Annotated in this window: 17 protein-coding genes; 1 reads left to right on the forward strand and 16 read right to left on the reverse strand. The window is 36.0% G+C overall.

What is annotated here, in order from left to right; translation table 11 throughout:
- Positions 1 to 19 precede the first annotated feature (19 nt).
- The 13 genes from ACEN2N_RS02460 to ruvB form a co-directional block, all read right to left on the reverse strand.
- Positions 20 to 403 carry a cytochrome C oxidase subunit IV family protein gene (locus ACEN2N_RS02460; protein WP_423997756.1) on the reverse strand — a complete coding sequence of 128 codons (384 nt, stop codon included), beginning with the start codon at positions 401 to 403 and terminating at the stop codon, positions 20 to 22.
- A 53-nt stretch (positions 404 to 456) separates the two neighbouring features.
- Positions 457 to 1,431 carry a cytochrome c oxidase subunit 3 gene (locus tag ACEN2N_RS02465; RefSeq protein ID WP_441822826.1) on the reverse strand — a complete coding sequence of 325 codons (975 nt, stop codon included), beginning with the start codon at positions 1,429 to 1,431 and terminating at the stop codon, positions 457 to 459.
- A gap of 96 nt (positions 1,432 to 1,527) precedes the next feature.
- Positions 1,528 to 2,109 carry a cytochrome c oxidase subunit 3 gene (locus tag ACEN2N_RS02470; RefSeq protein WP_441822827.1) on the reverse strand — a complete coding sequence of 194 codons (582 nt, stop codon included), beginning with the start codon at positions 2,107 to 2,109 and terminating at the stop codon, positions 1,528 to 1,530.
- Between the two features lie 2 nt (positions 2,110 to 2,111).
- Positions 2,112 to 3,014: a heme o synthase gene (cyoE, locus tag ACEN2N_RS02475; RefSeq protein ID WP_423997749.1), complete on the reverse strand. Its 903-nt coding sequence runs from the start codon at positions 3,012 to 3,014 to the stop codon at positions 2,112 to 2,114.
- A gap of 282 nt (positions 3,015 to 3,296) precedes the next feature.
- Positions 3,297 to 4,001 (reverse strand): energy transducer TonB, encoded by a 705-nt coding sequence (locus ACEN2N_RS02480; protein WP_441822828.1) that lies wholly within the window; start codon positions 3,999 to 4,001, stop codon positions 3,297 to 3,299.
- A gap of 62 nt (positions 4,002 to 4,063) precedes the next feature.
- Entirely contained in the window at positions 4,064 to 4,480 is a 417-nt protein-coding gene (locus tag ACEN2N_RS02485; RefSeq protein ID WP_441822829.1) for a VanZ family protein, read from the reverse strand.
- Positions 4,449 to 4,829 (reverse strand): glycine cleavage system protein GcvH, encoded by a 381-nt coding sequence (gene gcvH, locus ACEN2N_RS02490; protein WP_441822830.1) that lies wholly within the window; start codon positions 4,827 to 4,829, stop codon positions 4,449 to 4,451. The genes ACEN2N_RS02485 and gcvH overlap by 32 nt, the downstream gene beginning before the upstream one ends.
- Positions 4,830 to 4,961: 132 nt before the next feature.
- On the reverse strand, positions 4,962 to 12,140 hold the full coding sequence (gene sprA, locus ACEN2N_RS02495; RefSeq protein WP_441822831.1) for a cell surface protein SprA: 7,179 nt from the start codon (positions 12,138 to 12,140) through the stop codon (positions 4,962 to 4,964).
- 5 nt (positions 12,141 to 12,145) lie between these two features.
- Positions 12,146 to 12,727 carry a Holliday junction branch migration protein RuvA gene (gene ruvA, locus ACEN2N_RS02500; RefSeq protein WP_423997739.1) on the reverse strand — a complete coding sequence of 194 codons (582 nt, stop codon included), beginning with the start codon at positions 12,725 to 12,727 and terminating at the stop codon, positions 12,146 to 12,148.
- Positions 12,728 to 12,800: 73 nt separating this feature from the next.
- Entirely contained in the window at positions 12,801 to 15,095 is a 2,295-nt protein-coding gene (locus tag ACEN2N_RS02505) for an NADP-dependent malic enzyme (RefSeq protein ID WP_441822832.1), read from the reverse strand.
- Between the two features lie 120 nt (positions 15,096 to 15,215).
- Positions 15,216 to 16,535 carry an MFS transporter gene (locus ACEN2N_RS02510; RefSeq protein WP_441822833.1) on the reverse strand — a complete coding sequence of 440 codons (1,320 nt, stop codon included), beginning with the start codon at positions 16,533 to 16,535 and terminating at the stop codon, positions 15,216 to 15,218.
- A 168-nt stretch (positions 16,536 to 16,703) separates the two neighbouring features.
- The gene (gene queG, locus ACEN2N_RS02515; RefSeq protein WP_441823125.1) at positions 16,704 to 17,624 is read right to left on the reverse strand and encodes a tRNA epoxyqueuosine(34) reductase QueG; all 921 of its coding nucleotides are present in this window, start codon (positions 17,622 to 17,624) and stop codon (positions 16,704 to 16,706) included.
- Between the two features lie 2 nt (positions 17,625 to 17,626).
- A complete protein-coding gene (ruvB, locus tag ACEN2N_RS02520; RefSeq protein ID WP_441822834.1) occupies positions 17,627 to 18,649 on the reverse strand; it encodes a Holliday junction branch migration DNA helicase RuvB in 1,023 nt (340 codons plus the stop codon).
- 130 nt (positions 18,650 to 18,779) lie between these two features.
- Here ruvB and ACEN2N_RS02525 point away from each other — a divergent pair, with 130 nt between their 5' ends.
- Entirely contained in the window at positions 18,780 to 21,044 is a 2,265-nt protein-coding gene (locus ACEN2N_RS02525; protein ID WP_441822835.1) for an acyl-CoA dehydrogenase family protein, read from the forward strand.
- Here the strand turns inward: ACEN2N_RS02525 and ACEN2N_RS02530 are convergent.
- The 3 genes from ACEN2N_RS02530 to ACEN2N_RS02540 form a co-directional block, all read right to left on the reverse strand.
- The gene (locus ACEN2N_RS02530; protein ID WP_441822836.1) at positions 21,041 to 21,868 is read right to left on the reverse strand and encodes a GIN domain-containing protein; all 828 of its coding nucleotides are present in this window, start codon (positions 21,866 to 21,868) and stop codon (positions 21,041 to 21,043) included. The genes ACEN2N_RS02525 and ACEN2N_RS02530 overlap by 4 nt on opposite strands.
- A 133-nt stretch (positions 21,869 to 22,001) precedes the next feature.
- Positions 22,002 to 23,831, reverse strand: a complete 1,830-nt coding sequence (locus ACEN2N_RS02535) for a cytochrome c oxidase subunit I (RefSeq protein ID WP_441822837.1) — start codon at positions 23,829 to 23,831, stop codon at positions 22,002 to 22,004.
- 60 nt (positions 23,832 to 23,891) lie between these two features.
- Complete coding sequence (locus tag ACEN2N_RS02540; protein ID WP_441822838.1) at positions 23,892 to 24,995, reverse strand: cytochrome c oxidase subunit II; 1,104 nt, start codon at positions 24,993 to 24,995, stop codon at positions 23,892 to 23,894.
- Positions 24,996 to 25,014 lie beyond the last annotated feature (19 nt).

Below are 25,014 nucleotides of genomic sequence, written 5' to 3' on the forward strand. Positions count from 1 at the left end.
TAATACTGTTAATTATAACTTAGAAATTCCAACTTACAAAGCCATCTTTATAAACATTATAGATATAATCTGCCTCTACAAGAAGAATAAATACTAGATAGATAACCAAAAATATTGGTGTCCATACTATAGCTCTTCTTAAAGCAGACTTCTCATCACGTAAGTGCATAAAATCCCAAGCAATATAATACGCTTTAACCAAAGTTAAAATAATGAAAATCCAGTTGATCAATTTCATACCCAATACAAAAGTATCGGTCAAAGATGCTGGCTTAATAATACCTAATACTACTTCTACTGCAGTTATCAAGGTTAAAAAAGCTAATACTCCCCAGATTTTCTGTGTGTTAGATTTGAACTTTACAAGTCCTCTAAAAATTTCTAATTTATGTCCGTCTGCCATTTTACTTTAATCTAAAATTCTATTTTCAGTAATGCTGTTTTCTCTTAATTGGGTTATACTAAGTAGAAGAAGGTAAATACGAATACCCAAACTAAATCTACAAAGTGCCAGTATAATCCGACTTTCTCTACCATTTCATAATGGCCTCTTCTCTCATAAGTACCAATAACAACATTAAAGAAAATGATAATATTAATTACTACACCCGAGAATACGTGGAAACCGTGAAAACCTGTAATAAAGAAAAAGAAGTCAGCAAAAAGTCTGCTTCCATATTCATTATGAATCAAGTTAGCACCTTCAACAACTTGTGTTGCTTCTGCCAATTTTGCCAAAGAAGCCTTTCTATCTAAAAGTGTTTTCTCACCTTCTTCATTGATTTGTTCAGTTCTAATCAAAATATTAGAATCAGCTTTAAACCCTTCAACAACCTCTGTTAGTGAAACACTTGTTAATGTCGGCTCTTGAAAAAACCAAAGTCCGTTCTTTCTTTCATGTATAACTCTTTCATCAGGTATAGAAGCCGCAAAATCTGCTAACGAAGCTCTCTCACCTGTATCAGCTTTTACGAATTGTAATATTCTACCACCCTTAGTTTCTAAAGCACCATGGTCACCTTTAATAAAAGTACCCCATTCCCAAGCTTGAGAACCAACGAAGATTATACCTCCAATTACAGTAGCGAACATGTACCATGTTACCGCATTCTGTTTCATTTTATGACCAGCATCAACTGCTAACACCATAGTTACAGATGACATAATCAAAACAAAAGTCATAAGTGCAACATAAATCATGGGGTAATTTCCATGAAAGAAAGGAACGTGTGTAAACACTTCGTCCGCTATTGGCCATGTTTCAATAAATTTAAATCTTGAAAAGCCGTATGCTGCTAAAAATCCAGAGAAAGTTAACGCATCCGATACAAGGAAAAACCACATCATTAATTTGCCGTAGCTTGCTCCTAGAGGCTGATTGCCACCACCCCATACGCTTGTTTCCGTTCCCGTAGTCACCGTAGAATTCATATACTAATTATCGTTTTAATAAAACTTTAGCAAATTTACATTTTTTTGAACTATTTAAAAACGCAATTTGACTCAAAACTAATTTTGATACACTTTTTATTTCACAAAGAACATAAATAGCACCAAATAGACCCATAATAAATCTAAGAAATGCCAAAATGTTGCCCCTAAGGTAACACCTAAATAGTTCTCTTTACTATATTTTCCTTTGTTTTGATTGTACAGCACCACCAATAAAGATATCATACCCGCAACAACATGCACTACATGCACCATTGCAATCAAAAAGACATAGGATACTTTTATACTACTTGTTGGTCCTGTAAAGTAGTACCCTTCGGCAACCAATTGAGAAAACCCCGAAAATTGCAGAAATATAAAAAGCACTCCTAAACCTAACGTTACCAACAGCCATGTAGTACCGCTAGCATTTTCACCTTCTCTAATTGCCTTTTTTGCCATCATATAGCTAAGACTACTGATAATGATAACGATTGTACTATACAAAAAGGAATTTGGTAGCGCAATGTCGCTAGACCAGTCTTCTCTTGAGCTACTTACAATGTAAGCACTCGTCCACCCTGCAAAACCCATCAGTAAGCTAATAATACCAAACCAAAGCATCATCTTTTTTGCCCTAGCATTTTTCTCTTGATCCGTACCTTGTGTTAAATCCATAATTAAGCTAAAAATTTATCTATTACGTAAACTATTTGCATAAGTGTAATATAAGTAACACTTGCCAACATTAACTTTCTTGCCGATACATTATCTCTTTTTCTATATAACTGAAAAGCAAAACCAAGCATTACCGCCCCCATCAAAAAGATAATGACCGCAGCAACTATAGAAAGTTGCAATCTACCCGTTATACCAAAAACAGGAATTACAGATACTGCCATCATCCAAATGGTATACATTATTATCTGAAGCACGGTCGCCCCATCTTTCTTACCAGTTGGCAACATTTTAAATCCGCCGCTTCTATAATCATCATCTAACATCCACCCTAGTGCCCAAAAATGTGGAAACTGCCAAAAAAATTGAATCATAAACAAGGTGCCAGGCTCAATACCAAAATCATCAGTAGCAGCGACCCATCCTAACATAAAAGGTATAGCGCCGGGTATGGCACCAACAAATACCGCTAATGGAGTAATTGTTTTTAAAGGGGTATACACACTTGTGTAAAGAAATATAGAAATTGCCCCAAACATTGCTGTTTTAGGGTTTAAAAGGTATAGAGAAAATATACCGATCAATGTTAGTACAATGGCAAGAATCATTGCTGTATTTACAGACATACGACCAGTAGGGATAGGTCTATTCTTAGTCCGCTTCATTAACGCATCTAAATCTTTTTCTATAACCTGATTGTATGCATTACTGGCACCTACCATACAGTACCCACCAAAAGCCAATAGTAAAACTTGAAACCATTGTATTTCGTAAGCACCTAAAAAATAACCTGCGATGGAAGAAAAAACGACACTAATAGCCAATCTAGCTTTGGTAATCTCCTTAAAATCGGCAAATATTAATGCAAGAGCATTACTTTTTGTCGAACCAACAGCCGTTTTCATAATTTTTAAAATAGGTCTACAAAGATAACCCCCCTACCATATTTCTGCAACCTTAAAGCTTTATTTCTAATAGAATGGAAAAAGAATATTTTAAGCCTTAACAATGCGAACTAAATAATTTGAAAGAAATAGCAAACAATTAAAAAACTGATAACCGTAAAAGACATTTTTAAGGTTATAATCAAAAAATCAAGCGTAAATGAGCTCGTAGGTTTAAAGCAAAAAAAAATCCTGAGCATCTGCTCAGGATTTTTTCTATATAATTTAAACAGTAAATAAATACTATTGTAATTTAAAGTTAATTGGAATACTAAAAGGAACACGTACCGCTCTACCTCTCTGCTTACCAGGAGTCATTTTTGGTAATTTACCAATAATTCTAGCAGCTTCAGCTTCTAAATTTTTATCTGGCCCACGCATTCTAATGTTACCGATACTACCATCTTTCTGTATAACGAACATAACACTTACTCTACCTTGAACACCCATTTCTTGAGCAATTTCTGGGTAACGGAAGTTTTTACCGATATGCTTCTGGATCATTGAATTGAAACAAGCTCTCTTATCGCTTTCGTTCTCACAACCTGGAAAAACCGGCACATCTTCAATAACTGCGAAAGGTACATCTACGTCTTCTTCAATTTCGTCAACAGCAATATCTTCAACCTCAACGATTTCTTCTTCCTGACTTGTTTCAGTAGACTCAATTACAGTTTCTTCAACCTCTTCTTCATCTTCAACAACCTCAATAATTTCAGGTGCAGCTGGTGGTGGTGGTGGTGGTGGAGTTTTTATCTGTTCGGTCATTGGAACCTCTTCATCTAAAAGATCATCCACATTCATAGAAATATCATAATCATTTGCTTCATCATACGTTTTCCACTCAAATGCTACATAAGTAAATAGCATTACTGCGAACAAACCGATAACGAAATAAAGACTGCTGTTCTTTGTTAAATCCGCCTTTGGATTCTTTTTAGGTTCCATATATATTCAATTTAGTGATTGCTAATTTAACTAAATAATCCTTAAAATTGCAACTAAAATTTTCATTTTAATGAAGGTATCCGAAAAAATAAAATTCTTACGGCTAACATTCCTACAAGAGCACCGGTAGAATTCGCCAATGCATCTAATGAATCACCATGCCTATCTGTAGTTGCCACATGTTGTAATACCTCAATAATTATGCCGTAACATACGGCAAATAAAACCATGTGCCACAATAACTTAGACCTGCTCTTAATAGTACTATTTCGCCTAGATAGCGCCAAGTACCCGAGCACCACTACACCGAAATAAAAGGTAAAATGAACCGCTTTGTCTATATGCGGTATATCAATACCTGAGGTTTCAACACCCGACAAAGAAATTAAGCTGAAAAATGTTACAAACATCATCCAGCTTATGAAAAGTACTTTGTAAATAGTGTTTTTAACCACCAATAATCTCTTTGTATGCAGCATCACTCAACAAATCTTCTAATTCGCTAGCATCGCTAAATTTTATTTTTACCATCCAACCGTCTCCATAAGGATCAGAATTTACTTTTTCTGGCTCATCTTCTAACGCTTCATTGAACTCAACTATTTCGCCAGATAAAGGAGAGAATAAGTCAGAAACAGTTTTTACTGCCTCTACCGTACCAAAAATAGCTTCACGATCTAAAGTTTCATCTAGGGTATCTACTTCAACGTAAACAATATCACCTAATTCACCTTGTGCGAAATCTGTAATACCTACGATAGCAATATCACCCTCAATCTTAACCCATTCGTGGTCTTTTGTATATTTTAATTCAGCTGGTATATTCATTATAATCGTTTATTAATTTTTACTTCGGCAAATGTAAAGTTTTCAACTTAGGTTATCAAAATATTTACCAATGTTATGTTTTGTTTAAATGTGTGCAGAAAGTAGCGATTTATTCTTAAATAAATGGCCGATTTAATTACCGAAATTGTAGCGTATAGTAAACCCAGCATTAATAGTTGTTTGCGGAAATGCTGTTGAAACAGCAAACTGAGAGAACGAATGATCGTAAAAGAACAACGCATTTAAGCTCTTGCTCAACGCATAATCTGCAGTAAACTTCAATGACATTAAATTTTGACCAGATGTTATTTGGTTGTTATTAATGTCTAGATTTCTAATTATAGTAATATTATCTCGTAAGGTAACATCAGCTTTTAAGTTTAAATCACCTTTCAATCTGGTTTTGTTACCACCAATATTGGTTACAAATTTTACATCTTTAAAACGGTACCCTAAACCAACAGTATACTCTTTACCATTAATTTCGGTCATTAAATCATTATCAAAACTTAATGATAATGCTCTATCTGTTCTAACCTCTGCCAATACACTTACCGAATTGATCATTTCAAAATCTACACGTATAAGCGGATTGAACTGATCTGTCAGTACCACGTTGTTCAAAATTAAATCTGGTAAAATATCAAGATTCTCTGCATTAATAGGAGCTTGACCATCATTAATCAATTGTACCTTCTCTAAATTCGTTTGGTACGAGTTAATACTATATGATGCACGATACCCGTGACTTAAAGAAAAACGTTTGAATTTCTTTTTAAACCACTTACTCTTCATAAGACCGGTATACTTAATACTCCAGTTCGGTATTGGAATATCTCTAAAGGTATCTAAGTTTACACGTTCAGCATCTTGCCCTGTATACGCTGAAAAGAATGCCGGTAACAAAACACTTTGTTGTGTTTTACCGTACCCTTCTGGAAATTCTCCATTTGCATCTACAGGTATACCTTGCTCTACCGCTATTCTATTCGCAATCGTAATTCTATTGTCTTTAAACTCTTGAAAAGTACTAGAATCAAATTCATCGCTCTTACCGAAAGCGGTACCTATCATCATAGTAGAAATACTAAAACTACCATAATTGTTACCCAACTGTAAGTTGTACTCTTGATCAACTACATTGAAATTCTCTTGATAACTATCTGAATACTGCCTATCAGCCACCAAATCGATGGTAATATCTTTTGTAGGTTGTGCCGTAGCGGTAATATTCAATTGTTTATTTGTTCTTTGGATGAATTGCTCATTAAACTGCTCGAAACCTGTAAGCCAACCATTTCTAGCTGCTTCGAAACGCACATCTGCCTGACTACCGAACAAGAAGCCAACAGTAGGTTTAGTGGTACCTATAAAACCAACAGATTGTGTATACCCTGGTAACACAGTACCATTATTCTCGCTATAGTTCAAGTTTAATCTCTTTACCATAGTAACGATATCCACAACGGTATTGAACAAGTCGCTGGTTTTCGCTTTTATTTTCTCTTCATCTTCAGTTGGCACACCTGCTTTATCTCTTCTAATCGGTCCTGAGCTTTTTGCTTTTGGCGCCTCTCTCTTTTTAAGTCCGATTAAATCATAGAACTTCTGCATGGTCAAAGACGACGTTATTGTATGCGTATTTGCATTCTGCACGGTATTGATATATTCACCAGCTACTTCAAACAATGCATCACCACCTCTTTGCCAATCGAAATTACTAGTATAAGAATACTGTGTACTAATAAAATCTAAGGCAGGTATTTTAGAAAAAGGCACTTCATAATTCAACTGCATTTGTTGAGAATGTCTATTAGGCTCACCAACATCAAAGAAGCCGTCCCACATGCCTAGTTCATTTCTTATTCTATCTATCGACTCTAAAGGCTCATCTTCGTTCAGGTAATTTCGAACAATATTATTATTCGAACCTGTAAGATTTAATCGAAGCGATTTCGTCAGATTATAGTTTACCGCATATTGCCAATTAAATAAATAGTTACGTTGCTGTAACTCTGGCAATTGAATTCTGTCTTCACCATCTGTATACACATCTCTAAAACGTTGCGCATTGAACTGTCTATTAATATTAGAGGTAACACCGACATTAGATGGCAATAAGTTTAAGTTTAAATCTTTTAGCCATTTCCAATACTTGCCTGTAAAGAGGGAATCTTTTTTAGCAAACGGAGCAAACTCAACAGGATCGAAACTATGGTTATACACAAAACCTGTATTTATACTCTGTTCTTTTAACTCTGCAATCTCAAAATCTCGATGATCGGTTTCGTTATAGCTATAGTTAAATGTAAAGTTTTCTATATCATAAAAATTAGCATCTGCTTCTTCGCCACGATCTTTACGAACACCAATTAAGTTAATACTAGTTCGCTTGGTATAATCTTCGGCTTGTTCTAAAACATCATCTTTACCTTCTTGGGTATCTTCGGCCGCTATTCGATCCTCTAACTTTAAATCATCATATACGGGATCAAACTCGGGAGTAATCATTTGTTCTGATATACCGTAATTGACAGGTAACTGAATACCCCATTTTTTAGGAAGCAATTGACCAACATTAACATTGGTAACTACATCGTAAGAAATAGCATCTTCACGGGCACGCTCATTTGGCATTTGATCAATAGACCCAAAACCAGAGGTACTTTTACTACCAGTTGCACTAAAATTCGCAAAATCTGCAATATTACCATCAATAGCGGCAATTGCTGCCCAGCCACCATTATTATCTAAACCTGCAAGACGAAGCTCATTGAACCAAACCTCACCACGTGCCGGCAATATATCTTGGTTTTTTACACCCACCATCATAGTACGTATACTACCTAAAGAGGGGTTACCTTTAATACCAATACGAATTCTACCAGGAGAACGAACATCGAACTCACCAACCGGAATCACTTCTCCGTTATCAATTTCAAAGAAACGCACATCGCTTAAGTCGCCATCGGCGATCCATTGCGATTTAACCTTGGTCAAATCGCTAAGCGCAATATTCATCTCGTTATTTTCTGGCCATACCTCTTCTTCAGTTACAGCAGTAAAAGGCGTAAACTCTAACGGTAATTCTATTTGATAGTAGTTTTGGGTAAAATCTGTACCCATACGCAAGAAACCAACTAATGGTGTAGAGGTATCGGCATAATCGCTATCTATAATTTTTTCGGCATGTATGAACATTTTCAATTTCTCATACTGACGAATATCTACGTTTAAATTTTTAAATACTCCACGCGAATCTTCAGACTCCAAATTAGACACTGTTAAAGAAAGAGATTGCTCGTTCTGGCGAATGATCGTATTATTATTGTTCAATTGCTCTCTTAAAACACCAGGAGGCAATACATAAGGTATTGGAGTTCTACTACTGTTTTCTTCAATGTTTACGGTATTTACATCTAATGTAGTACCATCATCAGAAGGATCACTATCAATGTTTTTATCTTGTAAGGTATTTGTATACGTACGCCAATCTCCCCTTACCAGATCTAAAGTTGCAAAACGTAGAATGGTTGGGCTATTGAACCCTGTCATATACATTCTCATAAAACTTATAGACCTAAAATCTGTAATACCACCAACAGCATCGGTAAAATCACTTAATGGAATTTTATACTGTATCCATCTGTAATTTACATCATCACCATTAGGTATTCTTATATCACCTGTTGCAGTACCTTCAATAATATCGGTTACATACTGATCATTAATAGTTGTATTCGGTTTAATAGAAATTCGGTACTCGTAATAACTGTTCACCGTATTCATCGTTAAATCTCTATCTACATCTTCTACATCTGGTAATGTTGTAGATCCTCTATCTGTATTGGTAACAGAAACAGGCGAGTTACCTTGTGGATTATTGAAATCTATATATCGCTCTAGAATACTACCTTCTCTATTTAGGTAATAACCATAGTTATCTAATGCAGGATCACTACCACCGTTATTGGTATACACATCAGCTTCACGAATATCATCCAACCCATCAAAACCAATATCTTGTAAACCCCTATTATTCTCGTCAGCATCAAAAGCATATACCAACGATTGTGTTGCTGGCACCTCACCCCAAGAAGTTGGAGCAACGAAATCGTTACTATTTACCCCTGGCAATCCGTTTTCATATTGTTTTTTACCATCGCGCAAAATATCTTCAGATATATTACCCAAGTTAAGAACCAATTCACCAGCACCATTTGCAATACCATCAACATAAGGATCCATTACCCAAAACTGAACGAATTCAACATTACTCTGTTCAAAATCTGTACTGCTCAAAGAGCGCATCATACCACCCCACTTATCAGTAGGTGCTTGTGTTTCAAAATCAGGATTGTTGTTATACGGGCCTTTAGTCGTTGGATAATACACCATGTCTAAAGTTGACTGCACCTGTGTTTGCCCTTGAGCAACATCGGTCTCAGGAAAAACCTCATCAATATATACCCTACGTGTTGCATTGGTCGAAAGATCATCATCACTAACGGTAGATGGTCTTTGATTGGTATAGAAAATTGGATCAATAGTATACCAAGATAGTTTTGCTCTACCATAACCATTGAAAAGGTTATTCAAATCTTCTGGCGAACTACCAAAAGGTTGATCATTATTTCCGAATTCTAAAGGCATACTAGCAAGAGACCACCCTAGAGATGCTCTAATATCTATGAGTGCCTGTGCTCCTTCAAAATCATCTAAATATGTTGTAGTCTCTCCTTCAAAATCAGCATTCTTAGGTGAACTAGGTATTAAAGCAGCCATTTCTGCCCTAATAGAAATATTAGAAGGCACGTCGGTATCAATATTTGGCAACTTGTTTACCATACGAGTTAAGAAAGGTACCTCGGTAGAGAAATTAGTATTTAATCCGAAAATAGTATTGTTTACAGATTCTACCCCGTAAGTAGATTTTTGCGTTAATGGTCTTTCGTTCAGGTTTAATAATGTACCACCTAAAACAAATTTCTCATTAAATTGATGTTCTACATTTACCCCTGTAAAACGACGTGTTTGTTGTCCGAATACCGCATTGTTTTCTACCGATATATTGATAGGCACATTAGAAGCCTCTAAACTTGGATCTAATATTTGCACCGTACCTGACTGATAGTTTACCGTATAATCGATACCCTCTTGCAATGTTCTACCATTTGCAGTAACTGTAACCGAACCTTGGGGCACGTTGAAAGCACCAATAGAAATACCATTACTACCTTCAGATTTATAAGAACCTTTTAATATGAATTTATTTTTTTCGGGATCTTGAAGTGCCGCTGTTTTAGTCAAAGAATACATATCTCTGAAGACATACTGCTCTTGGTTGGCATTATAACCAGAGGTAACATTATACTGACCGCTGTTACCATTTTGTAATTTTTCATATAAAAACTCGCCAAAAGGCTCTACTTTGGTAAAGATGATACGACCATTCTGTACATCTATTGTTTGACCACTGATAAAATCGAAGAATCCATCACCACCGGGTTGTATATCATTATACACATTTAATCTATCGAGATTAAAGACATTTAGAAGAATGCTTTCTTCTAACCCTTCGGGCCAACCAGACCCAGGACCTTCTACTATAGGTGTAATATAGTTTCTCGGTGTAGGATCAGAATATAGAATATTCATTTTAAAATCCTCTTGACTTAAACTGTAGGCCCCTGTTGCGTAAATATTCTTCATCATCAGATCCCAAATAGGATCCGTGATATTGGTAATATTACTTTTAAGAAGTTTAAGAATAAGGGTGTTATTTTCAATTACAGTATTTACAGTCTGCGTAACCGTTGTAGCCTCAATACCACCATTGGCAAATTCACCAACTTGGTATACCTGACCTTGAAATGTATACTGATAAGCAACACCTAAAACCTCATCATTACTTAAACGTTGGTTTAAAGAGATATACCCTAATTGTGTGTTGAAATCGAAATCTCTACCCTGCTCTAATTTTCTGGCATTTTCTAAATACGCATAATCAAAACCTTGATTAGGGCTATATCCACCGGCAAAACTACTGGCATTGAATCCGCTTTCTACAGTTGCGATTTCTCTAATATTGTCATTTAACGCACCATTATTGGTCAGAATTAATGCCGGGTCATAATCATTGGCGTTGTTTCTAGGTCTTACATCTGCAGGACCATTAAAGAATCCGCCACCGCTACCATTACTTTGACCAACCCTAGTCTTCGTGATATCTGATTCCCCTAAATCTTGAATAGCCACAACGTTACGTACATTCAATGTTTGTTGCGATCTGTTCGTGATCCAAACTTCTATACGGGTAATTTGTACCTGACTCTGTATATAAGGATAGGAAGAAAGTGCAGCGTCGTAGTTATCTCTAAAATACTGTGCTAAGAAAAAGTGTCTGTTTTCATCATAATCCAAAGCAGTTAACGAGAACTCATTTAAAGTACCGCCACCTTGCGCCACTACTGTATTGTTTTGCGAACGTTGCTCAGAAAAAACAGCCGTTACAGAAGTTTTACCAAATTGCAATTTCGTTTTAACACCGAATAAGCTCTGTGCACCTTGAATCAACGAACTATTAAGAGGCATATTTACATTACCTACTTCAATAGATTGAATAATATCATCTTCGGTAGGTGTGTAGTCTAACTTTACAATATTCTGGAAATCAAAAGTTGCTTCGGTATCATAATTAGCTGTTACCTGCAAACGCTCCCCTATTTGACCTAACATACTAAGACTAATACGTTGATCAAAATCAAAAGAAAGATTCGTTCTGTTTCTTGGTGATAAAGAAGGATTATCATTCTTCTGCCAAATAACACCAAGATCCATTGCAACCGATCCCTGCGGGATTATCTCAATAGTATTACCACCAAAAATGGTAGAAAAGAAATCATTATTGACATAGAAATTTGGAAGTAAGTTTTTACGAGCTTCTTCACTACCTTCTTTCTTACCCGAATAAGCATCAGATTTTTCTTTGAAATAAGATTTTATACCTTCTTCCCTAACCAATTTAAAATATTGATCTGGTGTAAGAATTACAGGATAACCGATATTAAAATCGCCCACACTCTCATTATAGATATAACGATCAAGTTTAGGGTCGTAAATGTACTTTGAAACAATACTTTCTGGATTCTTAATTAGAATCCTACCCAGATCGAAACCTGTTTTTACAGAATCAATTTCCTGCTCTTCTGTGTCTTGTGCCACAACAAATGTTATGGAACCAAAAAACATACAGAATAGAAGTATATGCTTTAAAAAAATATTAAGAAATTTAGTTGCCCCGTTTTTCAAACTTATTACAAATTTTTGAGCGCGAGTTTAATTATATTCTCGACACTTAAGGAAGCATCTTGACTAAGCACTTTATCGACAACCCTCTCTGATTGTTTACGTGCGAAGCCTAGAACTTCTAAAGCAGATAACGCTTCATCTTTATTTGTATTGTTTATACTTAGTGAAAGTTCGTCTATATCGTAAACTTTTAAGACCTTGTCTCTAAGATCCAAAATTACACGTTGTGCGGTTTTCGCCCCGATACCTTTTACGGCTTGTATTGTCGCAACATCTCCGTTAGCAATGGCGTCTCTTACTTGAGACGGAGACATAGAAGAAAGCATGGTTCTGGCTATACTTGACCCAATACCCGAAACGGATAGTAATAATCGGAATATTTCACGTTCAGATTTTTCAACAAAACCAAACAATGTGTGCGAATCTTCTTTCACTTGTAGGTGCGTAAAAACAGAAATATTTTCTTGTTCTGGCAGCTTCGAAAAAGTATTCAAAGAAATATTTACAAAATAGCCCACACCACCACATTCGATAATAACATGAGTTGGGTTTTTCTCTACTAGTTTTCCTCTTAAGTGATGTATCATGATTTTTTAAAATTAAAAAGGGAAAAAAGTATGTCTACCAATTTCCCTAATTGAGTTATTATTTAATTAATATTTATACCGATCCTTTAGCCTTTTTACGCTTTTCGCGCTCTTGGGCATCAATTACAGCTACAGCCGCCATGTTTACTATTTCGTCAACACTAGCACCTAATTGCATAATATGAACGGCCTTTCTTAACCCTACCATGATAGGACCAATAGAATCTGCTTTGTTCAGCTCTTTAAGCAATTTATAGGTGATGTTAGCCGATTCTAAATTAGGAAAAATCAATGTGTTTACCGTTTTTCCTGCAAGTTTTGAAAATGGGAATTTACTTTGATGCAATTCTTTGTTCAAAGCGAAATCTGTTTGTATTTCACCATCGACCACTAAATCTGGCTTTGTTTCATGCAAAATACGAACAGCTTCTCTTACCTTTCTTGCATTAGGATGCGTTGATGAACCAAAGTTTGCATAGCTTAACATCGCTAAAACTGGGTTAAACCCAAAGTTCGAAGCAACATTTGCAGTCATTTGAGCAATATCTGCCAACTCTTCTGCATTTGGCTCAATGTTTATTGAAGTATCCGCTAAAAATAACGGACCTCTATCGGTAATCATGATATTTACCGTTGCTACTTTTTTCACACCCGCTGCTCTACCGATAACTTCTAAAATTGGTTTTACTACAGTTGGGTAAGCTCTTGAGTAACCAGAGATCATCCCGTCTGCATCACCTTCAAGAACCATCATGGCACCAAAATAATTACGCTCGCGCATTTTTATTTTTGAACTGTAGAATGTTACGCCGCTTCTCTTACGACTTTCCCAATATTTAGTTGCGTAACGAATATGACGCTCATCGAACTCCTCAGAGATAGGATCGATGATAACAAGATCAGCATCGAATTCCAGCTCTTTTTTCAATTCAAGAATAATATCTTTTCTACCCAAAAGAATAGGAATAGCAATACCTTCTTCGTGAACTATTTGTGCCGCTTTTAAAACATCTAAATGATCAGCCTCTGCGAACACTATTCTCTTTGCATTACTTCGTGCTCTACTATGCAATAATCGAACAACTTTGTTATCGTTACCTGAACGAAGCATAAGTTCTTCTCTATATTTATCCCAATCTTCAATTGGCATCTTCGCAACACCACTATCCATTGCAGCTTTAGCCACAGCAGGTGGTATTTCGTATATTAATCGCTGATCAAAAGGTTTTGGTATAATATAATCTTTACCAAAAGTCAATCTCGTTTCGCCATAAGCTATATTCACTTGCTCAGGCACAGGTTGTCTTGTTAGATCTGCCAAAGCTTTTACAGCTGCCATTTTCATAGGCTCATTAATTGCTGTAGCCCTTACATCTAAAGCACCTCTAAATATAAATGGAAAACCAAGTACATTATTTACTTGGTTAGGATGATCAGATCTTCCCGTTGCCATTATAATATCTTTTCTGGTAGCGACCGCTAAATCGTATGCTATCTCTGGATCAGGATTTGCCATTGCAAAAACGATAGGGTTTTCAGCCATGGAAAGTAACATACTCGGAGTTACCACATTTGCGATAGACAAACCAACGAATACATCGGCATCGACCATGGCTTCATCTAGCGTATCTATTTTTCTATCGGTAGCAAATTCTATTTTGGCAGGCGATAAATTATCGGCATCTTTTCTAATAACACCTTTACTATCGAGCATGACTATATTCTCTGCCTTTGCCCCAAATGCTTTATATAATTTAGTACATGAAACCGCTGCAGCGCCCGCACCACTAATAACGATGCGTACATCTTCCATTCTCTTTTTAGAAATCTCTAATGCATTTAACAAAGCTGCGGCAGAAATTATCGCCGTACCGTGTTGATCATCATGCATTACAGGAATATCTAATTCCTCTTTTAACCTACGCTCGATTTCAAAAGCTTCAGGAGCCTTTATATCTTCAAGATTAATACCACCGAATGTTGGCGCAATCATCTTTACAGTTTCAACAAACTTATCTACATCTTCCGTATCGATTTCAATGTCAATACCATCGATATCGGCGAAAATCTTAAAAAGAAGGCCTTTACCTTCCATTACAGGTTTTGATGCCTCCGGACCGATGTTACCCAAGCCTAATACTGCCGTACCATTAGAAATAATGGCAACTAAATTACCTTTAGATGTGTATTTGTATACGTTTTCTTTATCCTTCGCTATTTCTAAACATGGCTCTGCCACACCAGGCGAGTAAGCCAAAGCAAGATCACGTTGTGTACTATATGGTTTAGTGGGTACAATTTTTATCTTACCAGGCTGTGGTTTTGCATGATAGATAAGTGCTTCCCTTCTTAGCTTTTCATTGCTCATACTCTTCTATTTTAAAAAAACAAATTTAAAGGTAATCTATAAGAAAGCATTAAGAGGAACACTATTTATATAAACAAAATAAATTGCTCTGTTACAACCATCTCAAAGAAGATTATACCATTATAAATCAGCTACCTCTTCATTACTAGAAACATTCAAACGCATTGCAAAAAATGCAGCGATAGCGAAGAATGCGCCCGCAAATAACATTGCATTAATGGCGTTACCGCCTAGTAGATATTTATAGATAGGTCCGAATGTTAGTGTCTCAATACCCATTGGAATAACAATCATCATATTCAAAATACCCATGTATACACCACGTCTATCTTGCGGCACCACTTTAGAAACCATGGTATATGGTATACCCATCATAGCTGCCCAACCAACACCAAAGAGAACCATAGGTATTAAAACCATTATAGGATCAGAAATAAAAGGTATTATAAATAGTGATATTGCAGTACCCAGCAAACTCTGCGCATATATTTTTTTACCTCCATACTTAAGTGATAAAGGCACCAATGCCAAGGCAACGACCATGGTAACAATGTTATAGGTCAAACTCATTTGAGCAGACTGCGAAGCTGCCTCGCCGGTAGAATAACCCATTGTCAATTTAAACAAAGGGGTCGTATACTGCCAATAGATAAATAATGCATACCATTGAAACAAGTAAACCGCGCCTAGCTTCCATAAAAATTTCGGCATTTTACTTATCGCTTCTGCTATTTCTTTAAATGGTAATGCAATACGTTCTGCCAAGGGTTTGGCTTTCGCTGCATTAATTCCAACAAGCTCTTGTGAACTAGGCGGTATTTCTGATGTTTTTAATACGGACCATAGGATGGTAGTTATCGAAAGAATTGCACCAATATAAAATGAATAATACAACCAAGTAGGTATAGTACCGGCAACTTCTACCGATTCTCCGCCAAATAAATATTGAAATAGTACTATAGATCCATTTGCTAAAAGTATACCTGCACCTACGAATAAGCTTTGCATTTGATAGCCTAAACTTAATTGTTTCTCAGGAAGTTTATCACCTACAAAAGCTCTATAAGGCTCCATTGCCATGTTGTTACCCACATCAAGAATCCATAGTAAACCAACTGCAAACCATAAAACGGGACTGGTTGGAAAAGCGAACAAACATAAACTACCCAAAATCGCCCCAATTAAGAAAAAAGGCTTTCTTCTACCCCAACGTTCCGACCATGTTTTATCTGAAATAGCTCCAATTATTGGCTGAACAATTAACCCAGTTATAGGACCAGCGATGTTTAAAATAGGAAGCATATCTTCAGGTGCACCTAGATATAAAAAAATAGGGTTAATAGCGGTTTGTTGCAATCCAAAACTATATTGGATTCCTAAAAAACCAACATTCATATTAAATATCTGCCAGAAACTAAGACTTGGTTTATTGAACTTCATGTACGGGATATGTTATTTAATTGGTGATACATTTTAATAGATTCTCACAAAACACATGTTATTATTTCGAAAAACATAAAATTGAGCGACTACCAATATAATATAATTAGGGCTGTTCTAACACATTCGTATTCAGAAAAACGAACGAAAACGATTGAGAAGGTTCAATTATTTCAGAAATTCAATATTTCTTGCGAGTCCGTCGAACTTCGTTCTCTTAACAGCAGATTTCTTGAACACCTTTTGAAAGACATCGACAGTTATTTCTTCCCAGTCTTTTTTGGTCATACTGAGCAATTCTGGGTTCGGGTTGAATAATGGTTCATTATGGGGTTTCGAAAACCGATTCCAAGGGCACACATCTTGGCAAACATCGCAGCCGAACACCCAATCATCAAAAGAGCCCTTCATCTCATTGGGAAGCTCATTTTTCAACTCAATTGTAAAGTAAGAAATGCATTTACTTCCATCAACCACGTAAGGATCAACAATTGCCTGAGTTGGGCAGGCATCTATACAAGCCGTACAAGTACCACAATGATTGGTTACTGCATGGTCATATTCTAGTTCTAAATCAACTATTAGCTCAGCTATAAAGTAAAAGGAACCCACTTGTTGGGTCAGTAGGTTACTATTTTTACCGACCCACCCTAAGCCACTTTTAGCCGCCCATGCCTTATCTAATACCGGGGCAGAATCTACAAAAGCACGACCATCGACTTCGCCAATTTCTTCGGTAATAAATTCTTGTAACTGTCTTAATTTAGTTTTTATAATATGATGATAATCTTGACCGTATGCGTACTTAGAAATCTTGTAAGAATCATCAATTTGGGTTTCCTCCGGATAGTAATTTAATAGAAGAGAAATTACCGATTTCGAACCTTCAACCAATAATCTCGGGTCTAATCTTTTATCGAAATGATTCGTCATATAGCTCATTTCGCCATTCATATTATTATTCAACCACTTTTCTAAACGAGGAGCTTCTACCTCTAAAAAATCTGCTTTGGATATACCGCATGATAAAAAACCGAGGCGTTTGGCTTCGGTTTTAATACTATTTGTCCATTTAGATTTTATGTCTATACTCAAAATAAGCCGGGTTGAATTCCTCCTTTTACCCTTCCTAGGTGTTTGTATGCCAATTCGGTTACTTCACGACCACGAGGAGTTCTCATAATAAACCCTTGCTGAATTAAAAAGGGCTCATAAACTTCTTCAATAGTTTCTGCACTTTCAGAAACAGCTGTTGCCAAGGTACTAATGCCAACAGGACCACCTTTAAATTTATCAATAATAGTCGTTAGAATTTTGTTGTCCATTTCATCTAGTCCATGTGCATCTACATTTAATGCCTTTAAGCTGAATTTTGAAATTCCCATATCAATCGACCCATTACCCTTAATTTCTGCGAAATCGCGTACTCTTCTTAATAGCGCATTACATATTCTAGGCGTACCTCTACTTCTTCCGGCAATTTCTATGGCTGCATCTTGAGAAATAGGCACGCGTAAAATTTCTGCACTACGCTCAACAATGGTAGAAAGTAATTCGGTAGAATAATATTGCAACCTACTTTGAATACCAAATCGAGCACGCATCGGCGCAGTCAATAATCCAGAACGGGTGGTGGCACCAATCAAAGTAAACGGATTCAAATTAATCTGCACAGACCTGGCATTTGGGCCAGATTCTATCATAATATCAATCTTATAATCTTCCATTGCAGAATATAAATATTCCTCTACAATGGGGCTTAGTCGGTGTATTTCATCAATAAACAAAACATCTCGCTCGTCTAAGTTGGTTAAGAGTCCGGCTAAATCGCCAGGTTTATCTAAAACAGGTCCAGAAGTAATCTTTATACCTACACCAAGCTCGTTGGCAAGAATATTTGCCAACGTGGTCTTACCCAAACCTGGGGGACCATGAAACAAGGTATGATCCAATGCCTCGCCTCTTCTATTTGCAGCCTCAACAAAAACCTTAAGGTTTTCAAGCACCTGTTCTTGACCCGTAAAATCGTCAAAATTTATGGGTCTTAATGCTCTTTCAATGTCTAGTTCCTCATTAGAGAAACCATCAGCAGATGGGTCTAAATACTCGTTCATACACTAACAAAGATAGACAAACACGAGATAACTTTACAGCTAACATATCAGGTAATTAAATTTATATACCTACTTAAATGAAGCATTAAAATCTCATGAGTATTCTAACTTAAATTTGTAATTTCATAGCATGACAAAAGAAAATTACACTGCACAGGTTTTACAATATATTCCGGTCTTTTATATTATATGGTCAGATGACCTGCTGTCGGCATCAGAAATAAATGTCGTTGAGAATGCCATTTCCGAAGATAGCACCTTATCGAATGATGATAAAAAACAACTTAAAGCGTGGATGAATGTCAAAAATCCGCCAAAGAACGAGTTGTTTAAGTCTTGGAAACAATTGATCATTAATAGCAATGTAAAGTTGGTAGAACATGAAACATATCCACTAACTGCATTCAGCCAAAAAGTAGCATCGCATTATCATAATGACATCTTGTTCAATGATCAAATTAAAAAGATTGAAATAAACCTGGGTATTCAACCCAATCATTACAATCATTTATTTGAGGTTCATATCGATTTAGAAAAAAAATCTTCTCAATATTCGGCACAAGCTATAGACTCAATTTTAAAAGGTGAACATGCTAAAGTTATAGATTCTTTCAGGTCAGTTTTAAACGACCCTATATTTTCATGGGAAGTTCGACGTAACAAAGAAGAGTTTAGAAATCATGTACTAAAACAAGTAGAATTTCTAGCGGATAAAGGTTATGGTGCAATGGCTTACCCAAACGACTATGGCGGTACTAATGACATGGAGGGTTATGCCACCATTTTCGAAAATATGATGTGGGTAGACGGGAGTTTAGCTATAAAATTTGGTGTACAATTTGGGTTGTTTGGAGGAAGTATTCAAAAACTGGGCACCAAAAAACACCATGACCACTATTTAACCGCAACAGGAAAAGCAGAACTATTAGGATGCTTTGCTATGACCGAAACCGGACACGGATCCAATGTACGCGGAATAAAAACTACGGCAACTTACAATAAGAAAACTGAAACTATTGTTATACATACTCCTGGAAAAAATGACAACAAAGAATATATCGGCAATGCTATACATTCTAAAATGGCGTCTGTTTTTGCCCAACTCATTATCAATGGAAAAAATGAAGGAGTTCATGCAATTCTTGTTCCTCTTAGAAATGAACAACATGAATTACTACCGGGTATAACAGTCGAAGATAACGGCTATAAACTCGGACTGAACGGCGTTGATAATGGTAAGATTTGGTTTAACCAAGTTGAGGTACCAAAAGAAAATTTGCTAAATAAGTATGGTACAATTTTAGGTAATGGAGAATACTATTCAGAAATTAAAAACCCGAATAAACGATTCTTTACCATGCTGGGCACTTTAGTAGGTGGTAGAATATGTGTTGCTAGAGCAGGTTTAGGCGGGGCGAAATATGCTTTAACAGTAGCTATTAAGCATGCTTTAAAAAGAAGGCAATTCAATGACAGTGTAAAAATACAAGAAGATCTATTGATGGATTACCCATCACATCAATTACGATTAACACCTCTAGTTGCCAGTGCATACGTTTATCATGTAACATTAGATAAAATGATGGCACTTTATTGCGATGAATCGCGACCAGACAAAAGACAGATAGAAACACAAGTAGCTGGTTTAAAATCTATCATTACTTGGTATGCAAACGATACTATTCAAGAATGCCGTGAAGCCTGTGGCGGCAAAGGTTATCTTTTAGAAAACAGAATTGCAGATTTAAAAGGCGATGTAGATATATTCACCACGTTTGAAGGCGATAATAACGTTTTACTGCAGTTAGCTGCCAAAGGCGTACTTTCAGATTTTAAAGCTGAATTCAACAGTGCAGGCTTTTCAACCGTTTTAAAATTATTGAGTTCGCAATTGAGCGACAAGCTTTCTACCATAAATCCGCTATATACCAATAAGACAGACAAAGACCATTTGTACAATCCTAAATTTCATGTTCATGCCTTTGAGCACAGAACAAGAAGATTGACTTATACGATTGCCATGCGTATTAGAGGATATATCAAAAAAGGAATACCCTCTTATCAAGCATTCTTAAAGGTTCAGACCCATTTAATGACACTTGGCAAGGCTTACAGCGCAGAGTTGGCATATAAGTCTTTTATAGCCCATACAAACACAATTACCGACCCAGAGTATAAAGAACTATTTGAAAAACTAGGTACACTATATGCACTTCAAGAAATAAGGAAAGATGCTTCGTGGTATTTAGAACAAGGCTACATTAGTGGAACAAAGTCAAAAGCGATACGACAACGTGTGGAGCGTTTATGTACAGAACTGAGGCCGCATTTAGATAGCCTAGTCGATGGTTTCGGAATACCAGACCACTTAATGACCGCACCTATATCAAATTAGTTCCTCTCTTTTTCTAATCGCGAGGTATCTAGAAAATCTAAAATGGTAATCTGTGGCTCACCATATAGCTTAGTTCTAGTACCACCCTTAGAACTTAGTTGTAATGTATTTAATGCTCTAACTTCTACATCTGGTGCATCTTCGGTAACTAACAAAACATCGTTAGCTTGAAGATCAGATGCCTTTAGAGAACTATTACCATATAGTTTTGCCATTAAAAAATCGGCTGTACCTTCCATTTTGGCAGATGCATTTTTATACATATAAATATTATTGCTAGCACCAGTGGTATATAATTTTACATCTATTCTATCTTTCAACGTGATATTTAAAGAGTCACTGGCTAAATTAAAATCACCTGAACTTATTTCTTCCATCGTAATATCCATAATGTCGGCAGTTGCGTTTAATTCTAATCTAGATGTACCAAAAGTTTGCACTCTTAGCCTATCAGTAGAAATAACGTCTTTCATACTAATTTTACCATTTAGCATTTTAATACTACTTAGCTCTTGAAAGAAAATGGTTATTTCTAGTTTTTTCTTCGATGTGATATTATAGAATGATGAAATCTTCAAAACACCATCATCAACATTAAATTTTAGAACATCTATTAGGTTATCATCCACTTCTAAGGCATAGCCATCATTAGTTGATTTTTGAATAACAATATCTAGATCATCAACCAATTCAATAGCGCTGAAAGGCTCTAAATCTTCACGTGCTTCAACCACGTTTTTATTACCCTTTATTTTGGGTTTACGTTGCGAATATGCACTAGATGATATAATCAATACAATAATAAGTAGGGTGAACTTTTTCATAATCTAAACTTCTATTTAAAAATTGAAGGTATTTAATTTTGACTAATAATAAAACAACTTAGTAATATCTTAATAAGATTGCAAAAAAAAACCCAACTATTCCTAGTTGGGCTTTTATATAAAACATGAACTCTTAATGGCTCATTTCTTCTTCGTTTTCCTGTAATGGAATATGTTGAGGAATGTAATCTTGACCTGGAATGTAATATTCTCCATTCTCATCAACTTTACTATAATCATAAGACCATCTATGAACTTTAGGAATAGCACCTGCCCAGTTACCGTGAATATGCTTTTGTTCAGCTGTCCATTCTAATGTATTAGATTTCCATGGGTTAACAGGACCTACCTTACCATAGAATACACTGTAGATAAAGTTAGCGACGAAGATTAATTGAGCAGCACCTGCAATGATAGCAAATACGGTCATTAATACTTGTATATCTGTAAGCTCGTCAAACATTGGAAAAGCAGTATTTTCATAATATCTTCTAGGTACACCTGCCATACCAACAAAATGCATTGGGAAAAATACGCCATACGCACAAACTGCAGTTACCCAAAAATGGACATATCCTAAGTTCTTATTCAATAGCTTTCCTTCGAACATTACAGGAAACCAATGGTATACACCTGCAAATAAACCATATAGTGCTGAGATACCCATTACTAAGTGGAAGTGAGCAATTACAAAGTATGTATCGTGTACATTAATATCTAAAGTACTATCCCCTAGTATAATCCCTGTCAAACCACCTGTAATAAAAGTAGATACAAAACCAATAGAAAACAACATGGCAGGATTTAACTGTAGATTACCTTTCCATAGCGTTGTTATCCAGTTAAACGCCTTTACCGCTGAAGGTATCGCAATTAACAAAGTTGTAAATGTAAATACAGATCCTAAAAATGGATTCATACCAGAAATAAACATATGGTGACCCCAAACAATGGTTGAAAGAAAAGCAATTGCCAATATAGAAGCAATCATAGCACGGTAACCAAAAATTGGTTTACGTGCACTAGTAGCCATAATCTCAGATACTAATCCCATTGCAGGTAAAATCACGATATAAACTTCCGGATGCCCTAAAAACCAAAACAAATGTTCGTATAATACCGGAGACCCACCTTGATAATGCAATACCTCACCTTGAATAAAAATATCAGAAAGGAAGAAAGAAGTACCGAAACTTCTATCCATTATCAATAATAATGCTGCAGATAATAGAACCGGGAAAGATACAACACCTATAATCGCCGTTACAAAGAAAGCCCAAATTGTTAATGGCAATCTTGTCATAGACATTCCTTTAGTTCTTAAGTTAATAACCGTTACAATATAGTTCAAAGACCCTAAAAGAGATGAAGCAATAAATATTGCCATTGAACTTAACCATAAAGTCATACCTAAACCAGAACCTGGTTGTGCCATTGGTAGTGCACTTAATGGAGGATAAATCGTCCAACCAGCTGCTGCCGGTCCTGCTTCTACAAATAATGATGTAATCATAATTAAAGAAGCTAATGCAAATAACCAAAAGGAAACCATGTTCAAGAAGCCTGATGCCATATCTCGAGCACCAATCTGTAATGGAATCAATAAGTTACTGAACGTACCACTTAAACCAGCGGTAAGAACAAAGAATACCATAATGGTACCGTGCATAGTTACCAATGCTAAATAAACATCAGCATCCATAACCCCACCTGGCGCCCATTTTCCTAAAAGAGCTTCAAATATTGGAAAAGCCTCACCTGGCCAAGCCAATTGCATTCTAAATAATAAAGACATTGCAATACCGATGAATCCCATAACCAATACACCTAAAATAAAGTATTGTTTTCCGATCATTTTATGATCTTGGCTAAAGATATACTTCGTTACAAAAGTTTCTTTATGATGATGTCCATGATCGTCGTGTGCATGATCATCTACATGTGCATGTGCTGTTGCTGACATAATCGTAATCTGGTTTTTATTAATTTTCTTATTATAGCTTTGTCTAATTGAGAATAAAAATTACTCTCCTATTGAAACTTCATCTACAGTATTGAATGCAGGGCTGGCCTCATCTTTCATTACCGTCTCAGCAAATGTTGATTGACCTTTCATCCATTCATTATACTCTTCTTCAGTTTCTACAATTATCTTCATTTGCATATTGTAATGAGATTTACCACAAATCTTATTACAAAGTAAGATATAATCAAATTCCCAAGGGTCAATTGCCTCTCCAGTACTAACAGCTTTCTCTGCTCGTATCTTATTGGTTCTTTTCACCTTGTCTACTACATCTTCATTCATTCTCATTTCCTCTGTCGTGTATATAGGAGTAAATGAAAACTCAGTAATCATACCTGGCACACAGTTCATCTGAGCTCTAAAGTGTGGCATATAAGCCGAGTGCAATACATCTTGAGAACGCATTTTAAAGTTCACTTTTCTACCAACTGGTAAATGTAATTCTTTAACAATAACATCATCATGTGCATACGTATCAGCTTCATCTAAACCTAATACATTTGCTTTATCGATATCGATCATTCTAACGTTAGCACCTCCTAAAACATTATCTCCACCACCGTATCTAGCAGTCCAGTTAAATTGTTGTGCATAAAGCTCAACAATTAAAGGATCATCTTCATCATTGACATCCATAATAGTTGTCCAAGTGTATAATCCCCAAAGAATTAGACCTGCCAAAACAATTACAGGAATGATGGTCCAGATAAACTCTAAACGGTCATTATCAGCATAAAACAATGCCTTCTGACCTTTTTTACCAGAATACTTATAACCAAAGTAGTGTAGTAATGCCTGTGTCAGTGTCTGTACAATAAATATGATAACCATTGATACCAACATCAAGCTATCATACTCCTCACCATGTGCAGATCCAGCTTCAGGTAATAAAAATTTACCGTACTGCCAGAAACTAAAAATTGTAATTGCGTATATGAATACCAAGAATGCGAATAACATGTATCCGTTATTCTTATTATCGCTATCCGATGCTATTTGGTGCTGTTCAGTTTTAAGCTGAGATAATTCGAATATTTTAGTCAATTGCCAAATGGCAATGGCTACAAGAACAAGTACAGCTAAAGTTAATAATGTCGTCATTGTATATATAAATGTTATA

The organism is Maribacter spongiicola (assembly GCF_052119685.1).
GTDB classification, from domain to species: domain Bacteria; phylum Bacteroidota; class Bacteroidia; order Flavobacteriales; family Flavobacteriaceae; genus Maribacter; species Maribacter spongiicola_A.

What these genes read in the sequence shown, in the direction of transcription:
- ACEN2N_RS02460 (WP_423997756.1), bottom strand. Translation starts at nt 403, where the DNA reads ATGGCAGACGGACATAAATTAGAAATTTTTAGAGGACTTGTAAAGTTC.
- ACEN2N_RS02465 (WP_441822826.1), bottom strand. Translation starts at nt 1,431, where the DNA reads ATGAATTCTACGGTGACTACGGGAACGGAAACAAGCGTATGGGGTGGT.
- ACEN2N_RS02470 (WP_441822827.1), bottom strand. Translation starts at nt 2,109, where the DNA reads ATGGATTTAACACAAGGTACGGATCAAGAGAAAAATGCTAGGGCAAAA.
- cyoE (WP_423997749.1), bottom strand. Translation starts at nt 3,014, where the DNA reads ATGAAAACGGCTGTTGGTTCGACAAAAAGTAATGCTCTTGCATTAATA.
- ACEN2N_RS02480 (WP_441822828.1), bottom strand. Translation starts at nt 4,001, where the DNA reads ATGGAACCTAAAAAGAATCCAAAGGCGGATTTAACAAAGAACAGCAGT.
- ACEN2N_RS02485 (WP_441822829.1), bottom strand. Translation starts at nt 4,480, where the DNA reads ATGCTGCATACAAAGAGATTATTGGTGGTTAAAAACACTATTTACAAA.
- gcvH (WP_441822830.1), bottom strand. Translation starts at nt 4,829, where the DNA reads ATGAATATACCAGCTGAATTAAAATATACAAAAGACCACGAATGGGTT.
- ruvA (WP_423997739.1), bottom strand. Translation starts at nt 12,727, where the DNA reads ATGATACATCACTTAAGAGGAAAACTAGTAGAGAAAAACCCAACTCAT.
- ACEN2N_RS02505 (WP_441822832.1), bottom strand. Translation starts at nt 15,095, where the DNA reads ATGAGCAATGAAAAGCTAAGAAGGGAAGCACTTATCTATCATGCAAAA.
- ACEN2N_RS02510 (WP_441822833.1), bottom strand. Translation starts at nt 16,535, where the DNA reads ATGAAGTTCAATAAACCAAGTCTTAGTTTCTGGCAGATATTTAATATG.
- ruvB (WP_441822834.1), bottom strand. Translation starts at nt 18,649, where the DNA reads ATGAACGAGTATTTAGACCCATCTGCTGATGGTTTCTCTAATGAGGAA.
- ACEN2N_RS02525 (WP_441822835.1), top strand. Translation starts at nt 18,780, where the DNA reads ATGACAAAAGAAAATTACACTGCACAGGTTTTACAATATATTCCGGTC.
- ACEN2N_RS02530 (WP_441822836.1), bottom strand. Translation starts at nt 21,868, where the DNA reads ATGAAAAAGTTCACCCTACTTATTATTGTATTGATTATATCATCTAGT.
- ACEN2N_RS02535 (WP_441822837.1), bottom strand. Translation starts at nt 23,831, where the DNA reads ATGTCAGCAACAGCACATGCACATGTAGATGATCATGCACACGACGAT.
- ACEN2N_RS02540 (WP_441822838.1), bottom strand. Translation starts at nt 24,995, where the DNA reads ATGACGACATTATTAACTTTAGCTGTACTTGTTCTTGTAGCCATTGCC.